13 protein-coding genes are annotated in these 17,377 nt (G+C 33.7%); 6 read left to right on the top strand and 7 right to left on the bottom strand.

Annotated elements, in window-relative coordinates; translation table 11 throughout:
• Positions 1–14: 14 nt before the first annotated feature.
• From LEM02_RS04100 to ftsH, 3 genes are all read left to right on the top strand, one after another.
• Positions 15–494 (top strand): OmpA family protein, encoded by a 480-nt coding sequence (locus LEM02_RS04100; RefSeq protein ID WP_226079933.1) that lies wholly within the window; start codon positions 15–17, stop codon positions 492–494.
• 139 nt (positions 495–633) lie between these two features.
• Positions 634–1,929 carry a tRNA lysidine(34) synthetase TilS gene (gene tilS / locus LEM02_RS04105; RefSeq protein WP_226079936.1) on the top strand — a complete coding sequence of 432 codons (1,296 nt, stop codon included), beginning with the start codon at positions 634–636 and terminating at the stop codon, positions 1,927–1,929.
• Between the two features lie 12 nt (positions 1,930–1,941).
• The gene (gene ftsH, locus LEM02_RS04110) at positions 1,942–3,771 is read left to right on the top strand and encodes an ATP-dependent zinc metalloprotease FtsH (RefSeq protein ID WP_226079938.1); all 1,830 of its coding nucleotides are present in this window, start codon (positions 1,942–1,944) and stop codon (positions 3,769–3,771) included.
• Positions 3,772–3,985: 214 nt separating this feature from the next.
• Here ftsH and LEM02_RS04115 read toward each other — a convergent pair whose 3' ends face one another.
• On the bottom strand, positions 3,986–4,786 hold the full coding sequence (locus LEM02_RS04115; protein WP_226079941.1) for a hypothetical protein: 801 nt from the start codon (positions 4,784–4,786) through the stop codon (positions 3,986–3,988).
• Positions 4,787–4,815: 29 nt separating this feature from the next.
• Positions 4,816–4,968: a hypothetical protein gene (locus LEM02_RS04120; protein ID WP_226079943.1), complete on the bottom strand. Its 153-nt coding sequence runs from the start codon at positions 4,966–4,968 to the stop codon at positions 4,816–4,818.
• A gap of 236 nt (positions 4,969–5,204) precedes the next feature.
• Between LEM02_RS04120 and LEM02_RS04125 the strand changes: the two genes are divergently transcribed.
• From LEM02_RS04125 to LEM02_RS04135, 3 genes are all read left to right on the top strand, one after another.
• The gene (locus LEM02_RS04125) at positions 5,205–5,699 is read left to right on the top strand and encodes a WBM0748 family T4SS-associated protein (RefSeq protein WP_226079946.1); all 495 of its coding nucleotides are present in this window, start codon (positions 5,205–5,207) and stop codon (positions 5,697–5,699) included.
• Between the two features lie 277 nt (positions 5,700–5,976).
• Positions 5,977–7,239: a pyruvate dehydrogenase complex dihydrolipoamide acetyltransferase gene (locus tag LEM02_RS04130; protein WP_226079948.1), complete on the top strand. Its 1,263-nt coding sequence runs from the start codon at positions 5,977–5,979 to the stop codon at positions 7,237–7,239.
• A gap of 57 nt (positions 7,240–7,296) precedes the next feature.
• Positions 7,297–8,058 (top strand): hypothetical protein, encoded by a 762-nt coding sequence (locus tag LEM02_RS04135; protein ID WP_226079950.1) that lies wholly within the window; start codon positions 7,297–7,299, stop codon positions 8,056–8,058.
• Positions 8,059–8,157: 99 nt separating this feature from the next.
• On the opposite strand, the gene LEM02_RS04140 is transcribed toward LEM02_RS04135, so the two are convergent.
• The 5 genes from LEM02_RS04140 to LEM02_RS04160 form a co-directional block, all read right to left on the bottom strand.
• Positions 8,158–9,903 carry a type I secretion system permease/ATPase gene (locus LEM02_RS04140; RefSeq protein ID WP_226079953.1) on the bottom strand — a complete coding sequence of 582 codons (1,746 nt, stop codon included), beginning with the start codon at positions 9,901–9,903 and terminating at the stop codon, positions 8,158–8,160.
• Positions 9,904–10,190: 287 nt separating this feature from the next.
• Complete coding sequence (locus LEM02_RS04145) at positions 10,191–13,808, bottom strand: ankyrin repeat domain-containing protein (RefSeq protein WP_226079955.1); 3,618 nt, start codon at positions 13,806–13,808, stop codon at positions 10,191–10,193.
• A 110-nt stretch (positions 13,809–13,918) separates the two neighbouring features.
• Entirely contained in the window at positions 13,919–14,929 is a 1,011-nt protein-coding gene (gene tsaD / locus LEM02_RS04150; protein ID WP_226079958.1) for a tRNA (adenosine(37)-N6)-threonylcarbamoyltransferase complex transferase subunit TsaD, read from the bottom strand.
• 72 nt (positions 14,930–15,001) lie between these two features.
• Positions 15,002–15,739 carry a WD_0702 family putative metalloprotease gene (locus LEM02_RS04155; protein ID WP_226079960.1) on the bottom strand — a complete coding sequence of 246 codons (738 nt, stop codon included), beginning with the start codon at positions 15,737–15,739 and terminating at the stop codon, positions 15,002–15,004.
• 176 nt (positions 15,740–15,915) lie between these two features.
• The gene (locus LEM02_RS04160) at positions 15,916–17,343 is read right to left on the bottom strand and encodes a sensor histidine kinase (protein WP_226079962.1); all 1,428 of its coding nucleotides are present in this window, start codon (positions 17,341–17,343) and stop codon (positions 15,916–15,918) included.
• Positions 17,344–17,377: the final 34 nt, after the last annotated feature.

Below are 17,377 nucleotides of genomic sequence, written 5' to 3' on the forward strand. Positions count from 1 at the left end.
ATGGAGGTTTAGTGATGTGGAGTAGACTGATTATGATGTGTTGTTTTTGTTTACTGCTTACTGGTGTAAGTTCTTGCCCTAAAAAAGGAGTAAATACGACAAATAAAATGAATGCTGTTATTAAGCAGATAGGTGATAAAAAAGTTTTCTTTGATTATGATAAATCTAGTATCAGTGAAGTGAGTGCAGATGTATTGCTTGACGTGATGGAAGTGTTACAAAATAATCCTGACGCAAAGGTCACTTTAACTGGTCATACTGACAATCGTGGTTCTCATGAGTATAATCTTGCACTAGGAGCTAGAAGAGCAGATGCAGCTAAAAAATTTATGGTCAGCTGTACACCTTATCTAGAAAATAGAATAAAAACTGCTTCTAAAGGTGAAACTGAGCCTTTGGTTAATGTAAAAGATGATTCTAGAAATTCCAAGTATGAGAGAGAGCATGCTAAAAATCGTAGAGTAGAATTTTCATTCTCTGGGATCAAAAGTTAATCTCCTCCGCATCCCAGTGCTGAGCACTGGGATGATACAGTGTACAAATCCTTTGCACAGATTGTTAGTTTGCTTGTATTGAAGTTCCGTAGCGATATGATGTAGAGAGACATAAACTACCTAACCGTCAAGAAACATAATGCGATTGGAGCTGTCATTTCAAAATATAGTTAATAAGTTTGCTTTTCATGATAATCAAGTTGCGATTGCAGTATCAGGTGGTGTAGACAGTGTAGTTTTATTGCACTTAATGATTAATTGGGCAAAAAAAAATAAACCTTCACTTCCTATAGCATTAACAGTAAATCACGGGTTACGTTTAGAATCTCAAAAAGAAGCTGATTTTGCTGTAAGCTATGCAAAAGAACTTGGGGCAAAGGAATCGTTCATATTAAATTGGGAGAAGAAAAATATTAAAGGCAATATTCAGTTGCAGGCACGAAAAGCACGGTATAACTTATTAACAAAATGGTGTAAAAATAATAATGTTAAATATTTATTTGTTGCTCACCACAAAAATGATCAAGCAGAAACGTTCTTGTTGAGATTAGAGCGGGGTAGTGGAGTAGATGGATTATCATCAATGGACTACAAGTATTTCTTAGATGGTATTTATGTATTTAGGCCGTTGTTAAATTTTAGTCGTAGTGAAATAGAAAAGTATGCTAAACTTCACCAATTAAGATGGATCGAAGATAGAAGCAATTATGACTTAAAATACAGACGAACTTTATACCGTAACTTACTTAAAGCAAGTGATAATCAAGATGTTCTAACAGAGCGAATATGCCTTACAGCACTTCATATGAAAAGAGCTGCAAAAGCGTTGATGCACTACACACGCCTTGCACTTAATGACTGCGTTAATATTCATGGTCTTGGTTATATTGAAATTAAACTAGATGAACTTTATAAACTGCCAGAGGAAATAGCTTTAAGGCTTCTCCTTTATTCTATAATGGCAATTGTCAACAAGCACTATAAACCAAGGTACCGTAGCCTTATCGCAATATTTAACAAAATATCGCAAAAAGATAGTGATATTAACTGTACACTCTCTGGGTGCAAAATAAGAAAATATGGAGAGGGCATCTTGATAATTAGAGAATCGTCAAAGATACAAGAAGTTACTGTAAATTTGCCTATGTATGAACCTATTACATGGGATAATAGATTTAGCTGCACAATACTTGGAGATCAGGAATGTTCAGTAACTATTGCTCCGCTAAAGAAAACACAAAAAATCCCTGAATTTCTAAAAAATTATGGTTATTGCTTTGAAGTTTACTACTCTTTGCCAACAGTGCTAAAAAATGGAAAGGTAATTGCTTATCCTGATGTAAATTATAACGAAAAAAATACTGATGACGACAAGGTTCAATTCATTATTAATAGCACGATAAAACAAAATTTGGTAAACTTAATTAGTGTTTAGTTAGAAATAGAAATGAAAAAATTTTTAGAAGGCTTATTGATCTGGTTAGTGATTATTGTTCTTATTTCAGTTGCTTATATTCAATTTAGCGGAAGTATAGGTAAGAGTAAAACAACCATACCTTTTTCAGAATTTTTAACTAGACTAGAAGATAATGATATAGAAAATATTACAATAAGAAACCAAAGCATCGAAGGGAAGTTTAGGGATGGGTCAGCCTTTAACTCAAGTGGTGTTATATATAGTGACTTAATAAAAAGTTTGCATGATAGGAAAGTGAAGTTCTCCTTTTCAATTGGAGACTCTGCAATGGGTATAATTGGTGGATTACTTATTCAATGGGTTCCGACGCTTATCTTTATCGGTTTATTACTTTTCCTTTTTAAACAAACGCAAGCAGGAGGTAATAGAACTATAAGCTTTGGCAAATCAAAAGCTAGGCTTATGACTAGTGGAAAAAAAGTGACATTTGATGATGTTGCTGGGATTGATGAAGCAAAAGAAGAGTTGGTTGAAATTGTTGATTTTCTTAAACAAAGGCAAAAATTTCAAGTGTTAGGTGGGAAGATACCAAAAGGATGTCTTTTAATTGGTTCTCCTGGAACTGGTAAAACTCTACTTGCTCGTGCAATTGCAGGTGAAGCTAATGTACCGTTTTTTAGTATTTCTGGATCTGATTTCGTTGAAATGTTTGTCGGTGTTGGTGCAAGCCGTGTCCGGGATATGTTTGATCAAGGCAAGAAAAATGCTCCTTGTATAATTTTCATAGACGAAATAGATGCAGTAGGTAGGCATCGTGGCATTGGTCTTGGTGGCGGTAACGACGAAAGGGAACAAACATTAAACCAGTTACTGGTTGAGATGGATGGTTTCGAGTCTAATGAAGGTGTGATAATAGTTGCTGCAACTAACCGTCCAGACGTCCTAGATCCAGCACTACTTAGACCTGGTCGTTTTGACCGACAGATTACTATTTCTTTACCTGATATAAATGGGCGTGAAAGAATATTAAATACGCATATAAAGAAAATATCGATAGCACCAGATGTAAACGTAAAAACAGTTGCTAGGGGAACGCCAGGTTTTTCAGGAGCTGATCTAGCAAATTTAGTGAATGAATCTGCGCTTATTGCTGCAAGAAGAAATAAGAAAATTGTTACCATGGATGATTTTGAGTATGCACGTGATAAAGTGATGATGGGCATGGAAAGAAGGTCCTTAGTCATTACAGAAGAAGAAAAAAAGCTTACTGCTTACCATGAAGCTGGTCATGCAGTAGTTGCAGTTAATATGCCTGCTTCTGATCCTATACACAAAGCAACAATTATTCCACGTGGTAGAGCACTCGGTTTAGTTATGAGACTACCAGAAACAGATAGAGTGTCCCTCACAAGAGAAAAGATGCTAGCAGATATAACTGTTGCAATGGGTGGACGTGTGGCAGAAGAGCTAATTTTTGGCTATGATAAAGTCACAAGCGGCGCATCTTCAGATATAAAACTAGCATCAGATTTATCACGTGCTATGGTGACAAAATGGGGAATGAGTGACAAAATAGGGCCAATATATCACAATCGTGAACAAATCACACATGATTCTGAGACAATTTCTGAAGATACGTTAAGACTTATAGATGAGGAAATAAAGAAAGTTGTATTTTCTTGCTATGAAAAAGCAAAAGACATTTTAACCAAGCGTAGGAAAGACTTGGAGCTCATTGCTGAAAATCTACTGGAGTTTGAAACTTTAACAGGAGATGAAATAAGAGACATATTAAGTAGAAAAAAAATTGTTAGAAATGAAAATGAAGGTAAAGAAGAGATAAGAAGATCCTCTCTCTAATAAGATCTGGCTTTATTTAACCGCTAAAACAAAAATTTTTAATTAATTAGCTTAAGTTATAAGATCATAGTTAAGCCGATGTATTTTATAAATGGACTTTTTTGAACATTCCTCCAATTTTTTTCTAAATAACTCTTGGCCTTCTTATATTTTCACTCCTGTTTTCAGAGAGATTCAGTATATGATTTTACCTTTCATCTATAGTACCGCTCTGTCAAGATCTGATGGTCTCTGATGATCTACTTAGAAAGGCATGTTCAGTGTTGGAATTTTCCAAATCGCCATTAGGAGGAAGATTTGACCCTTCTTGACCTTTAAACATCTTTATTAGCTCTAACATAGGAGCAGTTCCTGCTACAATAGCTCCTATAACAGCAGTAGCACCCATGATAAGAAGAAGCGGTTCTGCAGTGGTGATTACGCAAAGCTCAATACATAAATCAGCAATGACCATACCAACCATTGTACCAATGAAAGCACCTACAATTATGGACGAAACTACAACAATTAATTGTCCTATTTTTGAACTAAGTGGTACTTCTCTTTCACGTCTAACACGTCTAACAAAATTTGGCCGCATTCGCCTTCCCGCTCTTCTTCGTTCTCTCATTATTGTATATTCATCCCTATTTTCGGAGAGATTTAGTGATACTTCACTTGGCTGCATTTGTTCTGCTGGTCTTCTTATATTTTCACTCCTGTTTCCAGAAAGATTCAATGACGCTTCTCTTTCTCTAACAAAATTTGGCCGCAGTTGTTGTTCTCTTGCCCTTCTTCGTTCTCTCATTATTATGTTTTCCTCAAAGAGGTTTAGTGGTACTTCTCTTTCACCTCTAATTCTAACATGATTTAGCTGTGGTTGTTCTACTAACAACCTTATTATACTTTCTATTTCATTTAGCGGTGCTCTTCCTCCAACATCCTTAATTGTCTTTTCAAATTTTAATAGCGACTTGTTGTTTAGTCTAACATGATCCTGAGAATCACAAGCAACGATCCAGTCTAAAATTGGCATTTTTTGACTATCAAATCCTGTACCATGTTCTATATCATCATTAATGTGTTCTTTATTTTTTTAATTATCTCTACTGCTCTTGTTTCCATAGCTTCTATGGCGCTATCTTCACTTTCTATGAGTATATTGAAAACAATTCCTAATAACTCCTGTTGTAAATCCTTTCGTTCTTTAATATTCATAATTAGCCTCAACTTTTATATGCTATTTTGCCAAAATAATTTTACCAAATAAGTAATATATATACAATAATTCTCGTTTAAAAATTTTTTTACATTAGCCTATCTAAGTTATGTTTTAGGATGTAAAAGCTTCTTACTTTAATAATTTATTAAAGTAAACCATATATGGATTGCTATTTAGGAGTAGCTGTTGTACTTTAATCAGAAGGTACAGTAATGTAAGAAGGAGGTACTTTATGTCTTTAAAAAATGAAATTTCTGAGTTGATAGAGCAACAGCTTGGCATTAAATATCATGACAATTACTTAGCTTACACTATCCATAATTGGGCTGCAGGTGAAATATCCGATTCTATTGCTCTTTGCATAGTTGGCTGTGGCGATTGTAAAATTAAATATCAAGGTATTGCTAACTCATTTAACATAACAAAAGAGGAGATTGAGCAAGGTGATATAGTCAATATAGAAAATAAAATAAAAAATGAAGCTAGAAAAGAAGGTAGTGAGTTTTCTGAGTTGATTTCTAGAATGAATAAGTCGCTAACAGAACAAAGTGAAAAGTCTATTATACAGATTTTAAATTCATCTGCTGAAGAGATGCTAAAGAGTTTTTGTGGTAGTTCTATACAGAGGACAGAGGATAAAGAAGTTAGTGTATCCTCTGCTTCACATGAAGAGCCTGCTACAGAAGATTCGGAAACTACTGTTAATTCTGATCTTTTATCAATTTAACCAGCTCCTCATATAAATTTTTTCTGTACCCAAGCTATATGTTTGTGAGAGGATAGTAAGCACTACTATTTCCATTATAACAGATTTGTCTATTTTCATGATGATCTTACTATTTGTACTCTGTCTAGGACTAAGCAATAGAAATAGTAGGATAACAGTAGTCAACCAAGATTCCAGCATCACGTACTAGGATGATATAAGTATCATAATTTACGATTAGATTGACATAGGGTAAAGAGTAAATTAAAAATTAAATAGATCTTTTAATGCAGAATAAATGCCTATAGAAATATTGATGCCTGCTCTTTCCCCAACAATGAGTAAAACTGGAGGAAAAATTGTAAAGTGGTGTAAAAAAGAACAAGATAAAGTTGAAATAGGTGATGTAATCGCTGAAATTGAGACTGATAAAGCCATAATGGAGTTTGAATCTGTCGATGAAGGAGTTTTGGCAAAAATTTTAGTGTCGGAAGGAACAAGTGGCGTGCCTGTAAATCAACTGATAGCTCTAATGTTAGAGGAAGGGGAAGATAAAAGCGCACTTGATTTAGCTTCTACCATCAATACCAAGGTTGAGAAGGAGGTTGAAGCCGATTTTTCAGTATCATCCAACCCTTCGATTTCATCTAGCTCTTCAATGTCATCCCAGTGCGTGACACTGGGATCTAAAAAAGAGGATAGAGCAACAGAAAATAGAATAAAAGTAAGCCCCTTAGCTAAAAAAATAGCTCAAAATGAAGGTGTTGATATAAAGCGATTAAAAGGTACAGGTCCATATGGTCGTATCATCAAAGCTGATGTATTAGAATTTTTAGATCAAACTAAAAGCTATGAGAGATTTGAGGAAAATACAACAGTTGAAGTAAGTAATATGCGCCAAGTGATAGCGCAGCGCCTGGTTGAATCTAAGCAAAATATTCCACACTTTTATTTAACTGTAGACTGCCACGTTGATAAGCTAATATCGCTCAAAAATGAGGTTAATTCAGCAAATGAAAACAATAAAGTAACAATTAATGACTTAATTATAAAAGCTGTGGCTTTCGGCATGAAAAAATTTCCTGATATAAACTCATCGTGGATAGATACTAAAATAGTAAGATACTCAAATATAGATATCTCAATTGCTGTAGCGCTTGAGGATGGACTGATTACTCCTATAGTAAAAAATGCTGATGAAAAAAGTGTTTTATCTATATCAAAAGAAGTGAAAGATTTAGTAAGTAGGGCAAGATCTGGAAAACTAAAGCCTGAAGAATTTCAAGGAGGAGGATTTACTATCTCCAACTTAGGTATGTTTGGTATAAAAACTTTCAGCGCTATAATCAATCCACCGCAATCTTGCATTATGGCTGTTGGTGAATCTAAAAAACAGCCGGTTGTCATAGGTGAAAAAATAGAGATAGCAGAGATAATGACAGTTACTCTCTCTGTTGACCACAGAGCAGTTGATGGAGCACTCGGAGCAAAATTTTTAAATGCCTTTAAGTACTATATAGAAAACCCTACGGTGATGCTTCTTGAGCCTTTATTATTATAATAAAATTAATACCTCTTAATTTATACTTTTATTAATTGATAGGTTTAGAGGTAAAATATGACTGATAAAAAGATAGAAAAACGTAGTATATCTTTTGATGCTGCAAAATCAAAATTTTCAAACGATAGGTTTCAAATAGATTCCTCATCTAATGAGTCAATAGATACTATTGGTAAAAAATTTAAGTATGAAGTGAAACTTCCAGGTGTTATTCACACTACAACAAGAAAAAATAATGTTGGAAGCGGATTAAATGAGTTAGATCTAAGAAAGAAAAACGAAAACTCTTTCAAGACACCAATAAAGAATATTGAAGAATCAGATAGTAAGAGAAACCAAAGTCATTTGCTGTTTCAGGAGGACTCATTTCCAGAACTACCAGCATGTGCATATAAGCCAGCACTGCTGCCAAAACCATCAAAAGAAAAAATAAAGGAAGCTGTAGATAAAATGCGCAATAATAGAAAAGCTCATAATTCTGCAAGTGTTGAAAATGGTGTTAGTTCAGACAGGTTCAAAGTGCGCCCGTTCTTATGTAGTGATATAGATGGATATGTAGCTCCTGACAGACGTGACCGTAATCTAGAAAGGTGTAGGGTTACACATGATAGCAGTAAGCTTGAAGCACAAATGGAAAGAAAGCATGGGTTTCAGTCAGATCCAAGTGTTAAGCATGTAAAGGCTGATACTGTAGTATGTTCTATTACTAAAGGTCATGACAAAAAAGGCGTTAAATCTGATGTCTCATATATACAAGAGCCTACATCAGAAATGTCTAAGGTTAATGTGAGAGAATTAGCAAATAGGTTCCGTGGCTAATCATTATTGGATTTTTCGAATAACAATTGCTTAAGATTTTATAAACTGTGCATATAGTACTCTATAAGAGAAAGAGAAGTGTGACAACTTCTCTCTTTCTTAACCACTTGCTGAAGAACGTTTATCTTCTGTGGTATCTGGTGATGGAGCAACTAATCTGCTCAAAATCTCATCTTTTGGTCCCATAGCATAAATAACACCATCTGACATGATAATCACTTTATCAACTACGGATAGTAACGGTAGCTTATGAGTGATGATAACAGTGGTAGTATTTTGCTCTCTTGCAACATTGATTGCATTAATCAAGCGCGCCTCTCCATTACTGTCTAAGTTAGCATTCGGTTCATCAAGCACTAAAAGCTTAGTATTACCATAAAAAGCCCTTGCAAGTCCAAGAAGCTGTTTTTGGCCACCAGAGAGTATTACTCCTCCAGGTCCTCCTATTGTTGTATCATACCCATTTGGTAAGCTCAGTATTAATTCATGTATTCCTGCAATTTTTGCTGCTTTGATTATTTCTTCAGGATTTGGATCTAGTCTCATGCGGGCAATATTAGCTTTAACGCTCGTGTTAAATAACTCAATATCTTGAGGTAAGTAACCAACATAATTACCAAAGTTCTCTCGATTCCAAGTATATACATCAGCACCATCTAGTCTGACTACACCTGATATGGGTTTCCAAACACCAACGGTTAGTTTTGCAATGGTCGACTTACCAGAAGCACTTGCACCAATAACACCAACAACATCCCCTGGTTCTATTACAAATGAGATTCCTTTTACTGTTGGCTTATTGCTCCCATAAGGAGTAAAAAATACCCTATCAAATTCCAACTTCCCTTCAGGCTCTGGTAGAGCCATAGTTTGCTCTCTTTTTGGGGATGTTAGGATAAGTCTTTGCAGCCTGCCATATGACATCCTGGCTTGATTTAAAAATTTCCAAGTATGAACTGCTGCATCAAATGGAGCCAATACTCTACCCATCAAAATCGAGGCAGCAATTATACTACCGGCAGTTTTGTGAGCTGTAATTGCAAGTAATGCGCCTGTTCCAATTACTGATATTTGCAGAGTTGAGCGTAGAAACTTAGTAATCCCAGTAATCACATTAGAACGATTCTGTGCTGTAATTTGCATTGCACGATTTTGATCATTTCGTTTACACCAATCAGAGACTATAAATTCTGACATACCCATAGCCTCAACTACCTCTGCATTTCTTGTTGCAACATCTATAGCATTAATATTGCGTATAGTTTCTTCATTGGTTTCTCTCAATATACGCTTAGTGGCAAGTTCATTCCATACTGCCATTGAAACTAATATAATGATTCCGGCAATAGCTATAAACCCTGTAGAGGTATGTATCATAAAGATAACAACAAGATAAATTAACGACCATGGAGTATCGAACAGTGAAAATATACCATTCCCTGTAATGAAATTTTTTATCACCCCAAGATCTCGTATTGCTTCACCGCTGGAAGTTGAGCTCTGCACTGATGTTAGCCTGATGGACCTTACTATTAGATCTGGTGTTGCAGTTTTATCAATCCAATCACCAATTTTAGCCATAGCTAAATATCGACAAGTTTCAAGCATTGCAGAACATGCAAATGCAGATAAAGTAATAATCGTCAGCATAACTAGTGTTGACACACTCTCGCTCGATATCACTCGATCAAGTACCTGAGAGGTATAAAGTGGCAAAAATAACATTAACGCATTAATCCCTGAGCTAAACCAGAAAATAAACCAAAACGCACTCTTGCACTTCTCTAGACAAGTATATAGTATACTTTGCTTTAATTCCTTTTTTATTGACGGAGTGATTTCCACAATCTTCCTTTTTATTTAATTATATGTACCATATATAGTTTTTATTTCAAAAGTATTAACAGTTATTGCCTTACCATATCATTAATGTAATAAAATATTAATGATATGCGAATATAAACTTTTTCATGGAAATTTAGCAAGGCTATCTAATTTCTTCTCTACTATAACCTTATACGATAGCCTTGCCAATTGTTCTACGTTTTACTACTCAATGACAGTTTACTAGAATGCTTACTATTACTCCTCTGAAAGTTGATGCTATCAGAGTCAGTGACTACAATCTGCATCTATTTTCCTCTTTTTATATGATCAGGAAGTATTACATATTCCAATGATCTAGCTGTAATTGCTCTTTTTCTCACACAAGATGGACTTGAATATACCCTTGGTCTATATCTTTCGAATTTAAAACAGTCAACAGTAGTCCCCTCCTCAAAGTTAGAAAGTATTAGAGGTGGAGATTTACTAACTTCCTTATCACTCACAGGATTATTTGCACTACCATAACTCACATGACGCGCTGCACTATGATTGTTACCACACTCTTCTCTTGAGGTTGAATCGCTTGGATTAAAAGGAGTCGAAAATATTGAATACCTATTGGTATCACCAAATCGTTTTATCAACCCACAGTTTTCTTCATTCATTTTTGTAATATTCTCTTGATTAGCACCTTCTGATAAGCTTGATGAAGCAATAAGATCTTCTTTTTTCTTACTAAAGATATTGCCCATTTTTAGCTTGATTGCAACATTCTTGAATTTGTTTTTCGGAGCTTTTGGTTTAATTTCTGGATGCTCATTTATAGGAATTACACATGATGGATTATCTAACTTGTCCATTGTATTTTGTACTCTACTGTTGCGTCTTGAACACGGACTAAATTTTGCTGTTAAATTATTCAAAACAGGTGAACTTTTTCTACCTTCTAAAGACTTATTCGAACATGGTACTGCACTACCACCCCTACTCATTTTCTGAGGAGAAATATTGAGTTTGTCTTTACTCTCTAATCTAGTTTCATGCGTAAACTTGTAAAGTCCATTTTCCAATCGTGAAATATCTTCTGCATTCTTTATTAATAGTTCCAATATTGAGTTGTATTCCTCTAAATCACGATTCCCTACTTTTGTCTTAGCTAACTTTCCTGTGACCTCTTCAATTCTGTTTATTTTTTCAGTATAGTTTTCTATCTTACGTTTAACAAGTTCTTTTTGACGGCCAATCGCTAAGTTGCATAAGAAAAAAAGAAGTGATATCACAGAACATCCAATGGAAATCCAGGTAAAAGTTTCTTCTGTTTTAGATTTTGACTGATCAGATACAATGCAAGCAGAAACAATCACACTTGATATTGATACGGATATGTTAGCGCAGTCTAAAAATTTTTTGCTTCTCTTTTGATATTTTAGCTCAAGTTTATTATATTCCCTTTCTCTGTTTTCCTTTGTTTCATACAAAGCATCTAAAAATAACCTCAAGATATTTGTGTCGTTATATTTAAAAGCATAATCTAAAGCTGTTTTTTTTGCATTATCCTTTATATCAAAATCTATTTTCTTACTTACAATTTTCTCTCCGTTGCTGATTGTTAGGTAGAATAAGGCTTTAATAGCTTTTTCCCTTAAGTGCTCATTTTGTTTACGCTTTTTTAAAACCAACTTTTTCAAAAATTGATCTTGCGTAAAATCCTCATCTAAGATTCTTGCAAAATCATTATTATGCACTACAAGATAGTGTAATGGTGTTCTTCCAGATTTAGATACAACATTAAACATTTCCTCAGTATAGGGATCATGATGATCTATCATAAAATATTCTATTACCTCAGCATTAAGGCTCATGGCAGCTAAATGTAGAGGTATAAGCCCTTGACTGTTTGTGTGAAAAAGTGATGCTGTGTTCCTAATAGTTGACTTAGCAATACTTTCAATAACATACTGAGAGCATCCTATGCCGTCGGCAAGAGCAGCCATGTGTAACGGTGTATTGTCGTTTTCATCATATAACACTTTGATGCTATCAGCCACCTTTTTACCTACACGTTCTTTTGCCACAAATTCAAGACATTCCTTATTGCTGCTCAAAATAGCTGCAAATAACAACTTTTTTTGTGTATTTTCTTCTGAAAAAATACTAATTGGGATTTTTTTTACCAAATACTTAACGCATTCTACTCTTCCACTGAGGATAGATAAGTGTAGTAAAGTTTGTCCATCCTTATTTTTCTTACTTAATATTTCTCCCACTCTCTCTTTTTTAAAAAGGTGCTCAAGGCATGATTTATTACCAACACGTGCTGCCATATGAAAGACGGTGTCACCGTTGCTATTCTCACGCAAAACCTCTTGATAAATGTCAAATTTCTGTTCTTCTAACTTTTTTTCTATCATGCTTAAAAACGATAAATCAAGTTGGGCAGCAAAATGTAAAGGGGTGTTTCCTTTGTTATTACTCTTATTTACTTGCATGCCTCTATCTATTAATAGCTTCACACATTTTTTTCTTAGTTCTGTTTCTGTATTACTCGATAGAGCTAAGTGTAGGGCCATATTTCCTTTGCTTGTTTTTGTGTTTAAATCATAATCAGGAAATTTACCGAGTAAGAAATTTAGACAATCAAACTGCCCATACATTGCAGCCAAATGTACAAGATCTCTTCCATGTTCACCTTTGGATTCAAGTATGCTATTTCCTATCTTTTGATAAAATAGCTCTATACAATCTGGATTACCATGTATAATAGCAGTATGTAAAGGGGTGTTACCTTGCTTATTCTGAACAATTTTTGCACCTGATTTAGTAAGCAATTCTATTAGCTGTTTATTTCCATGTTGTGCAGCTATATGCAATGAGGTGTTACCATCTACATTTTCTTGATTAATTTCACTTTTTAGTCTACCTAAAAATTTTAGATGTTCTATAAGAAAACTTATGGCATTTTCTTGAGTTTCTGAGTTACCTGCAATCTTATGAAAAGGATTCTCATTATATTTATTTTTTAAAAATTGTACTTGATTATCAATGAAGAATTTTATGCACTCAGCATTTCCAGATTGCACAGCATAGTGTAATGCGTTATTTCCATATTTATCTGTTTTAATTTTCTCCCTATCAAAAATTCCTTTTGCTGTCAATATTTCTTTTAAATATTCTAGGAGGTTAGGACTTCCGCTTCTGGCAGCATAGTGTAACTCAGTTTTATTATTGGTAGTGCAACTAAAATTTGCTTCATTTTCTATGAGAATTTTCAAGCATTCTTTATTGCCAGATTTAGCCGCATAGTGTAGTAGTGTTTTGCCATCTCTATCTTTATTCCTTAATGCTTCTTTAATATCAAAATTAGAATTTTCTATCACAAAACGTAAAATATCTTCTTTACCCAACTCAGCTAAATAATGTAGAAGTGTTTTATCATTACTATCTGCAAAATTCTCCAATTTTATAATCAATTCTCTGTCCATACTAAGAATTAGAGATACAGCTATTTCAACATGAATATCATAATTCCTATTTTTCTTTTGTTCTTTCCCAATTCTTTCAATAGCCACTGTTAATAGCGAAGAACCATCATTACTTGTTATATTCCATCCATCTTGATAAAATTTTTCAGCTAATGAATCACTTATATTTTCTTTTAAAATCCTGCTTTTTATATAATCAAGATTATTAGTACATATATTATAGTTTTCTTCTTGAGTTACTTTGTTAATATAATCATATATGATTATTAGGTCTTGCTTATTGACTTTATCTTCTGAATTGCCTTGTAATGAAGATAGGTCTATCTCACTAACTGCCCTGACCATACCAACGTTTCCCGCAACAAATAAACCTGAACTGAGTGTCTTTGCGCTTGTACTAGATTTAGCTTTGAAAACATTAGTAATTGTATTTTTGAACATACTGTACCTCATAAATAATAATGCCGGTAGTGAATAAGGCTTTCCACTATAATTTTTAAGCCTATAAAAATTCGCCAGCGGCCGCATTATATAGTAGATAATTTTTTGTGCTAGTAATATTTTTCTAATTCCCACTTTGGCCTTGGTGCAAAGTCAAGAGAGTCTACATAGTTTCTCTGTAACCTTTCAATTCCTGTCCATCCAACCATCACTGCATTGTCTGTACATAAATTGCTTGGAGGAGAAAGCACGTTCAAGTCTATGTGCTTTTTTAATCTCTCTTTCAGGAAATGATTTGCTGCAACTCCACCAGTAACTACAAAATCATTAATTTTAATATTTAAGGATGAAGCAATAATAATTGCATTTTTGACTCTATCAAGTAGTATGTCGCTGACACACTCTTGAAATGAGGTACACATATCACACACATCCTGTTCATTCATTACAAGTTCTCGTATTAAGTTTTTTACTGCTGTTTTAATTCCAGAAAACGAAAAGTCACATCCAGAGCGTTTTGTCATCGCCCTTGGCAGTTTAAATCTCATACCATCACCTTTTTTAGCTAATTTTTCAATCAACGGACCTCCTGGATAGCTTAGACCCAGTGTCTTAGCGACTTTGTCAAATGCTTCTCCTAATGAGTCATCAAGCGTTTCTCCAAGTTTGATGTATTTACCTACATCCTGTGCAATTAAAAATTGGCAGTGACCACCTGATATCAGCAGGACTAAAAACGGAAATTCAACCTCATACAGTAGCCTAACAACTAACGCATGTGCTTCTAAGTGATTAACTGCAATAAAGGGTTTTTGTGTTACGTGTGCAATTGCTTTAGCCATCATTGTACCAACTATTAATCCACCTATGAGTCCTGGTCCTGATGTTGCTGCAATTGCATCCAAATCACAAAAATTAAGGTTAGATTTTTCCATAGCATTTTTTATTAGACCGCTTAAATGCTTCATATGAGCACGTGATGCTATTTCAGGAATCACTCCACCGCACTTTTTATGCTCTGCCTGAGAAAGAATTTCCTGAGCAAGCACTTGCTTATCACTATTTACAATCGCAACTGCAGTTTCATCGCAACTTGTTTCAATCGCTAAAATGGTTTTCATATATATTTGAACTCTTTAAATTGCGAGAACTATAACTTGAAATGTTGAAGAAGTTAACTATATTCTGCTGAGCTAATTATCATCTTCAAATATAGAACCAATTTTTTTGCTTCCAGGAGAAAATTTATTAGTCCAACTGCTTTGTACTTTGTTTATATCTTTAAAAGCAATTTTATCGCTATATTCCTTTACTTCTTTATCTATTCTCTCCATTATTTGTAGATCTAGATAGCTCTTTTTCCACTCATCAGTAGCAAGAAATACTCTGTTTAAATCTTGAGTGCGAATTAGATATTCTTTATCTTTAGGATAAACTTCCTGAGCCCAAGCAAACAGCTCAAAATAGCGTGCGAATAACTCAGACGCACGTGATTTTGGAGTTTGATAAGCTTGTATCTCTTCAAATATAATTTGACCAATAATTTTCTGTACAAGAATATTTGACTGCTTTAAGTTCTGCTCAATATCCTGATAAACTTTATGGAGAAATTCCTGCTCTAAGCTTAAGTTCAGTTCATTTTCAACCATATGTGAAAGTTCATGTACTATGATGTAAGGATTTGACCTTCTTAGCACAATAACATACTTATTTACACCAGAAGAACGAATTGTCTTACACACTCCCTCTTCCATATCCACTAATCCTTCTTGATATATTTCAAACGAGAGTCTATTTTGCTTTATTAGTGACAAAGTGAGGTTTAATGTATTTCTAAACTTCTCAAATTGATAGAGATATTTGACATATTGTATTACGTTTTCACTATTTCCTACTTGAGTTGCTTGTTTTATTAAGTTCCTGATTAGCATGCTTCATTATTAAAGGAATTTTCTTTATGCTCAAGAATTATAAAGTGTTTTCAGGAAGTATAGCTAAAAAAGTTTAATTTACTTACATTCCGCTACTTATTATTAGGCAAGAGGTATCACATCAGTATGACTTAGGAATGTACTAGATATAAAAGTGCAATATCAAATATATTTTACTAAAAATCAATCAACTTTTCACATGTTTGCTCTTCATAAAAGAAGCTCAATGTTATCGTAGTACCAAGTTTTGCTTCACTTTGAATGTTGAAAGTCCCACCCATTAACTCTACTAATTTCTTGCTTAGAGGTAATCCGATACCTGTGCCTTCGTTTCTATATCCCGAATCTGCTTGGCCAAAAACGGACATAACTTTATATATGTCCTGCTGCATTATCCCTATTCCATTATCATGAAACTCAATAGTTAATAAATTTTTTTCTATATTCTCTTTAATAATCATTCTTATTAAACCACCTTGAGGAGTGAACTTGATTGCATTTGATAACAAATTTATTATAACTTGCTTCATTCTTTTGGGATCGGCGATAACTAATAATTGTTTATCAGATATCTCTTTCTTTAAACTAATACCTGTTTCTTTTAGCTTAGGTGATAACATTTTTAAGCACGAATCTATTATCTTATTCAGATTAAACTTCACTTTCTCTACTGTTAAACTACTTGATTCAGCTTTAGAAAAATCGAGCACATCATTAATCAAAGCAAGTAAATGTGTACCAGCATTATATATATCGTCTACGTATTCCTTGTATTCAGAGTGATCTACCGAACCTAAAGTTTCATTTTTGATCAACTTTGCAAATCCAATAATAGCATTAAGAGGTGTACGCAACTCATGTGTAACACTTGCAAAAAATTTTATCTTATTTGCATTTTCTTGCTCTAATGCCTCTTTAACCCTTTGTAATTCAATATTAGTTTTATGCTGCTTGGCTAGCATTTGGGTGTTGGAAAAGTGCAAATAAAGCATTATTAGTATTAAGATAACCAGTAATAAGCCCATTAATATTAAAAATAGACTATATACCATAATATAAGAGTCATTATAGCTTTGAATGATCTTCAAAAAAAATGAAGGCTTAATGTCATCTTCATGAAATATAGGGAAAGTAGAAGTTAATGTATTTCCTGTAGCGTAAAATATTTCTTGATTGCTTAGCAATTTATCAATTTCATCATTTGTAAGCAACTGCTCATAGTCATGACCTTGAGTATTAAAATTACTGAAAATTACTCTGGCATTTTGATCATACAGTATTAAGCTAAAATTTCTTACTTTGCTTACTGATTGTAACAATTCAGCACGCAATTTTACCAACTGGTTTATGTAATCAAAACTGTTATATTTAATATGATGTTTTTCTATTAGTAAATAATGATATTTTTTTATTATACTATTTTCCAATAGATCTTTTAAGTTTGCATTTGAATTACGGTAAAAAGAAAGAAAATTATTCTTTAATGAATAATTGCGGTATATTGTGCCCAATAAAACCACAAAAATTAATAAGAATAGCGAGATAATTTTTGTATATCTATTTGTTTTTAGTGTAGTAAACATTAATTTACTTAATTTATACATATTCTTCTCATTGTGAAATAACGTCTTTTATGGT

The organism is Wolbachia endosymbiont of Tribolium confusum, assembly GCF_020405475.1.
In the GTDB taxonomy this organism is placed as follows: Bacteria; Pseudomonadota; Alphaproteobacteria; order Rickettsiales; family Anaplasmataceae; genus Wolbachia.